Origin of the sequence: Nocardioides sp., assembly GCF_014360585.1 — a bacterium.
In the GTDB taxonomy this organism is placed as follows: domain Bacteria; phylum Actinomycetota; class Actinomycetes; order Propionibacteriales; family Nocardioidaceae; genus Nocardioides.
In genome coordinates this window covers 1-4,739 of record NZ_JACIXG010000147.1, presented here as the reverse complement: position 1 = coordinate 4,739, position 4,739 = coordinate 1, and the positions used below count along the sequence as shown (strand labels likewise).

General features: G+C 68.8%; 5 protein-coding genes and 1 pseudogene. 2 read left to right on the top strand and 4 right to left on the bottom strand.

Translation table 11 applies throughout. The features are described 5' to 3' along the window. Positions 1-33: 33 nt before the first annotated feature. The 3 genes from H5T77_RS25400 to clpB all read right to left on the bottom strand — a co-directional run bounded on the left by H5T77_RS25400 (position 34) and on the right by clpB (position 3,901). Complete coding sequence (locus H5T77_RS25400; protein WP_292653393.1) at positions 34-615, bottom strand: chloramphenicol phosphotransferase CPT family protein; 582 nt, start codon at positions 613-615, stop codon at positions 34-36. Positions 616-649: 34 nt separating this feature from the next. Beyond that, a complete protein-coding gene (locus H5T77_RS25395) occupies positions 650-1,159 on the bottom strand; it encodes a hypothetical protein (protein WP_292653392.1) in 510 nt (169 codons plus the stop codon). 150 nt (positions 1,160-1,309) lie between these two features. Next, a complete protein-coding gene (clpB, locus tag H5T77_RS25390; protein ID WP_292653391.1) occupies positions 1,310-3,901 on the bottom strand; it encodes an ATP-dependent chaperone ClpB in 2,592 nt (863 codons plus the stop codon). 121 nt (positions 3,902-4,022) lie between these two features. Here clpB and H5T77_RS25820 point away from each other — a divergent pair. Both H5T77_RS25820 and H5T77_RS25385 read left to right on the top strand, forming a co-directional pair. Next, positions 4,023-4,166: pseudogene (locus tag H5T77_RS25820) on the top strand (hypothetical protein); the annotation flags it as partial. Positions 4,167-4,212: 46 nt separating this feature from the next. After that, positions 4,213-4,431 (top strand): hypothetical protein, encoded by a 219-nt coding sequence (locus tag H5T77_RS25385; RefSeq protein WP_292653390.1) that lies wholly within the window; start codon positions 4,213-4,215, stop codon positions 4,429-4,431. A 117-nt stretch (positions 4,432-4,548) separates the two neighbouring features. Here the strand turns inward: H5T77_RS25385 and H5T77_RS25380 are convergent, their stop codons facing one another. Next, positions 4,549-4,689, bottom strand: coding sequence for a hypothetical protein (locus H5T77_RS25380; protein ID WP_292653389.1), 141 nt, complete (start codon positions 4,687-4,689; stop codon positions 4,549-4,551). Positions 4,690-4,739 lie beyond the last annotated feature (50 nt).

Here is a 4,739-nt window from a genome sequence, read left to right as displayed (position 1 = left end):
GCACGTGGCTGACACCTCGACCGACGTACGTGACTACTCGGCCGACGTGGGTGACGTCTCGGCTCGGGTGCGGTTTCGGAGTCGATCGAAGGCCTTGGGGGTCTCGACGGTGGGCATCGCCTTGGCGATCTCCTTGGCGCAGGAGGCAGGAGTGGCGGCGGTGGTGTCGACCCGGATGTCGTACGCACCGTGCGAATAGACGAGCGCCTGCGATCGAGCGAGGCCGGTGGGACGGTCGCCACGGGCCGCCTCACGCCGTTCGAGCTCCTCGGGCGCGCACCAGACCTCGACGAGGGTGACGTCGTAGCCGTCGAGCACCTCGAGAAGATCGTCGAGACGCCAGGTCTCGCTGAGCGGGTAGTCCATGATCACGTCGTTGCCGACCGAGGCCAGGGCTGCGACCGCACGGTGATAGCCGAGGCGGGTCCGCCTCAGCATCTCGTCGATCTCGGCCTGGTCGAGCGCGCGTGTGTGCACCGTCGACCGCATCCCGCTGATCCTGTCGACCGGAACGAAGAACCACGGGTCCTCGAGCAACGGCAGCAGCTCGCGGCCGATGCTGCTCTTCCCCGAGCTCGACGCCCCGTTGAGCAGGATGATCCGACCGCCTCCCATGCGAGGAGACTATTCGCCGAGGCGTCACGCAGACCTAAGCCACACCCGCGAACCATTGGTTCGCGTTGCGTCTGTGAAGCATGATCAGGGAACCGACGATGAGAACCAGCGGTATGACCCCGAGGATCCCCGCAGCCGCTGGAACTGACGCCAGGCCGGCGAGGACAGCGACCACGCTCAACAACGCACGCGCCACCTTCGAACCGGCAAGAACCAGAGCGCCAAGCGGAATCGCGGTCAAGCTCAGTGCGGCACACACAGCGGCGTAGACCGCCATCCCGAGCATCATCCCTCGGTCGTCCGTCGGCACGCTGGTGTTGCTGAATGTGGCCGGCTCAACGTATGCGAGTGCGAAGCCAACCGATGCCAACCCCGTCAACACCAGCGTCAGCCCGGACATGATGATCGTGATCCAGCCAGCAGTGGTCACCCCACTCGGCCGAGAGGCGGACCGAGCGGCCCGCTGAGGATCGAACTGGGACTGGTTCGGGGCCCGCACCGCGACGTCGTGGCCGTCATCGAAGGAGCCATGAGGATCAGACATGGCGCGGAACCTTAGCCCACCATGCGGGTCCGCGGCCTCCTCGTTCACGGTCCGCGTGCCGAGACACACGTACGTCGGCCGAGTGGGCACCTGGATGCCCACTCGGCCGACGGGAGTGACGTCTCGGCCGACCGGGGTGACGCCTCGGCCTCAGGTCTTCAGGGTGAGACCGTCGCCGTCGCGGTCGACGCTGACCTCGCCACCGTCGGTGACCTCGCCGCCGATGAGCATCCGGGCGAGCGGGTCGCCGATGGCGGACTGGATGAGGCGACGCAGCGGGCGGGCGCCGTACGCCGGGTCGTAGCCGGTCTCGGCCAGCCACTCCCGAGCCTCGGGGGTGACGGAGATCGAGATGCGGCGTACGGCCAGACGCTTCTCCAGCTGGGCGAGCTGGATGTCGACGATCTTGGTGAGGTCGGCCAAGGAGAGGGCGTCGAACATGACGACCTCGTCGAGGCGGTTGAGGAACTCGGGCTTGAAGGCACCGCGGACCACCGCCATGACCGACTCGTGCTTCTCGTGCTGGTCCATGGCCGGGTCGACCAGGAAGGCCGAGCCGAGGTTGGAGGTCAGGATGAGGAGCGTGTTGCGGAAGTCGACGGTGCGGCCCTGACCGTCGGTCAGCCGGCCGTCGTCGAGCACCTGCAGCAGGATGTCGAAGACCTCGGGGTGAGCCTTCTCCACCTCGTCGAGCAGCACCACCGAGTAGGGACGGCGCCGCACCGCCTCGGTGAGCTGGCCACCCTCGTCGTAGCCGACGTAGCCCGGAGGCGCTCCGACCAGCCGCGCGACGGAGTGCTTCTCGGAGTACTCCGACATGTCGATGCGTACGATCGCGCGCTCGTCGTCGAAGAGGAAGTCGGCCAGCGACTTGGCGAGCTCGGTCTTACCGGTGCCGGTCGGACCGAGGAACAGGAACGAGCCGGTGGGCCGGTTGGGGTCGGCGATCCCGGCGCGCGAGCGCCGCACGGCGTCGGCGACCGCGGTGACCGCGGCCTTCTGCCCGATCAGCCGCTGCCCGACGACGGACTCCATCTCGAGCAGCTTGGCCTGCTCACCCTGGAGCATCTTGCCGGTCGGGATGCCGGTCCAGGCCTCGACCACCTCGGCGATCTGCTGGGCGGCGACCTCCTCGCCGACCAGCCGGTCGGCGACCTGCTCCTCCTCCGACTCCGAGGCGGCCTCGGCGATCTGCTGCTCGAGCGCCGGGATCTTGCCGTAGAGGATCTCCGAGGCCTCCCCCAGCGAACCCTCGCGCTGGAGCCGCTCGGCCTCGCTGCGCAGGGCGTCGAGCTGCTTGCGCAGGGCGCCTTCGCCCTCGAGAGAGGCCTTCTCCCGCTCCCAGCGAGCCTCCAGGCCGCGCAGCTGCTCCTCCTTGTCGGCGAGCTCCTTGCGCAGCGCGGCGTGACGCTCCAGCGAGGCGTCGTCGGACTCCTTGGAGAGCGCGAACTCCTCCATCTTCAGCCGGTCGACGGCACGCCGGAGCTGGTCGATCTCCTCGGGAGACGACTCGATCTCCATCCGCAGCCGGGACGCGGCCTCGTCGATGAGGTCGATCGCCTTGTCGGGCAGCTGGCGGCCGGTGATGTAGCGGTCGGACAGGGACGCGGCGGCCACCAGAGCGGCATCGGTGATGCGGACACCGTGGTGCGCCTCGTACTTCTCCTGGATCCCGCGCAGGATCTGCACGGTGTCCTCCACCGACGGCTCACCGACGAAGACCTGCTGGAAGCGGCGCTCCAGGGCCGGGTCCTTCTCGATTCGCTCGCGGTACTCATCGAGCGTGGTAGCACCGATCATGTGGAGCTCGCCGCGCGCGAGCATCGGCTTGAGCATGTTGCCGGCGTCCATCGCGGAGTCGCCGCCGGCGCCGGCGCCGACGACGGTGTGCAGCTCGTCGATGAAGGTGATGACCTGGCCCTCGGCGGCCTTGATCTCCTCCAGGACGGCCTTGAGCCGCTCCTCGAACTGGCCACGGAACTGCGCCCCGGCGACCATCGCCGCCAGGTCCAGGGAGAGCACGCGGCGCCCCTTCAACGAGTCGGGTACGTCGCCGGCGATGATCCGCTGCGCGAGCCCTTCGACGACGGCGGTCTTGCCGACGCCGGGCTCACCGATGAGGACCGGGTTGTTCTTGGTGCGCCGCGAGAGCACCTGGATGACCCGGCGGATCTCGGAGTCACGGCCGATGACCGGGTCGAGCTTGCCGCGCTCGGCGGCCTCGGTGAGGTCCTGGGAGTACTTCTCGAGGGCCTCGTAGGAGTCCTCGGCGTCCTGGCTGGTCACCCGGCGGTTGCCGCGGACCGCCTTCAGCGACTCGCGCAGCCCCTTCTCGGTCAGCCCGGCGTCCTTGAGCACCTTCTGCGCCGACGACTCGACCGTGGCCAGCGAGATCAGCAGGTGCTCGGTGGCTGCGTAGTCGTCCTTCAGGGACGTGGCCAGCGTGATCGCCCCGGCCAGGACACGGGTCAGCGAGCCCGAGGCAGCGGGCTGCTGCACCGTGGACCCACTGGCACGCGGGAGCCCGGCGAGGGCGGTGGCCGCCGCGCGCGACAGCTCCTCGGCGTCCACACCGGACTTGGTGACCATCGACGTGGCGGTGCCTTCGTCCTGCTGCAGCAGCGCGACGAGCAGGTGGATGGGCTCGGTCGTGGTGTTGCCCGCCGTCGTGGCGGAAAGCTGCGCGGCCTCGATCGCCTCGCGAGCCTTGGTGGTGAACTTCTCTGCCGAAAACTGGCTCATCTGTCTCTGCACTCCTCCTGGGGACGCACCCGAGTCTGCCGCGAGTGCCTGCCACTCGCACCTATCTCAACACAACCAAAGTTGAGTCTGTTCCACTCAACTTTGAGTTCTCTATATTGCAGTGGCAGACCAAGCGATCCGGCACACTCCTCCTGTGGACCCCCAAGGCGCGGTACGCGACCAGCTCGCCGAGCGCCAGCGCGAGGTCCTCGACGACCTGCTGGCCGGACGTACGCCGCCGGGGTTCGATCCCGCCGGGACGACCGCGACGACGCGGGTGCTGCACCACAAGCGCTCCTCAGCCGCCCGCCATGCCGCGCCCGCAGCAGGGCTGCGCCCACGACGACGTACGCACCTTCCTGGCCACCATCGGCCCCGACTGGCTCCGCCTGCACGAGGTCTACGAAGGCCGGCGGCGGATCGCGCTCACCCACATCTCCGGCCGCCGGGTGCTCACCGTCGGCCTCGGCTCGCAGATCTGGCACCTCAGCCGCCGCACCTGGAAACGGAGCTCCACATGGAATCCCTGATCATCATCGCGATCCTCGGTCTGATCGTCTAAGCGCCGGCCGCGGCAACCGGCGCCGAGGCCCTCGGAGCCACGGTGGCAGCAGCTGCAGCTCCAGCTCGAGCTCGTCGGGTTCCTCCTACGACTCCGGCGACAACCGCCACTCGTGCAGCAGCTCCTCCTGCAGCAGCTCCTCCTGCAGCAGCTCGTCCTCCGGTGGCTCGAGCTGCGGCGGAGGAGGCGGCGGCGACTGACCCCATCCCCCGCCGAGTCGGCTCATCCTGACCAAGATCCCCGCCGAGTCGGCTCGTCATAACGAGCCGACGCGGC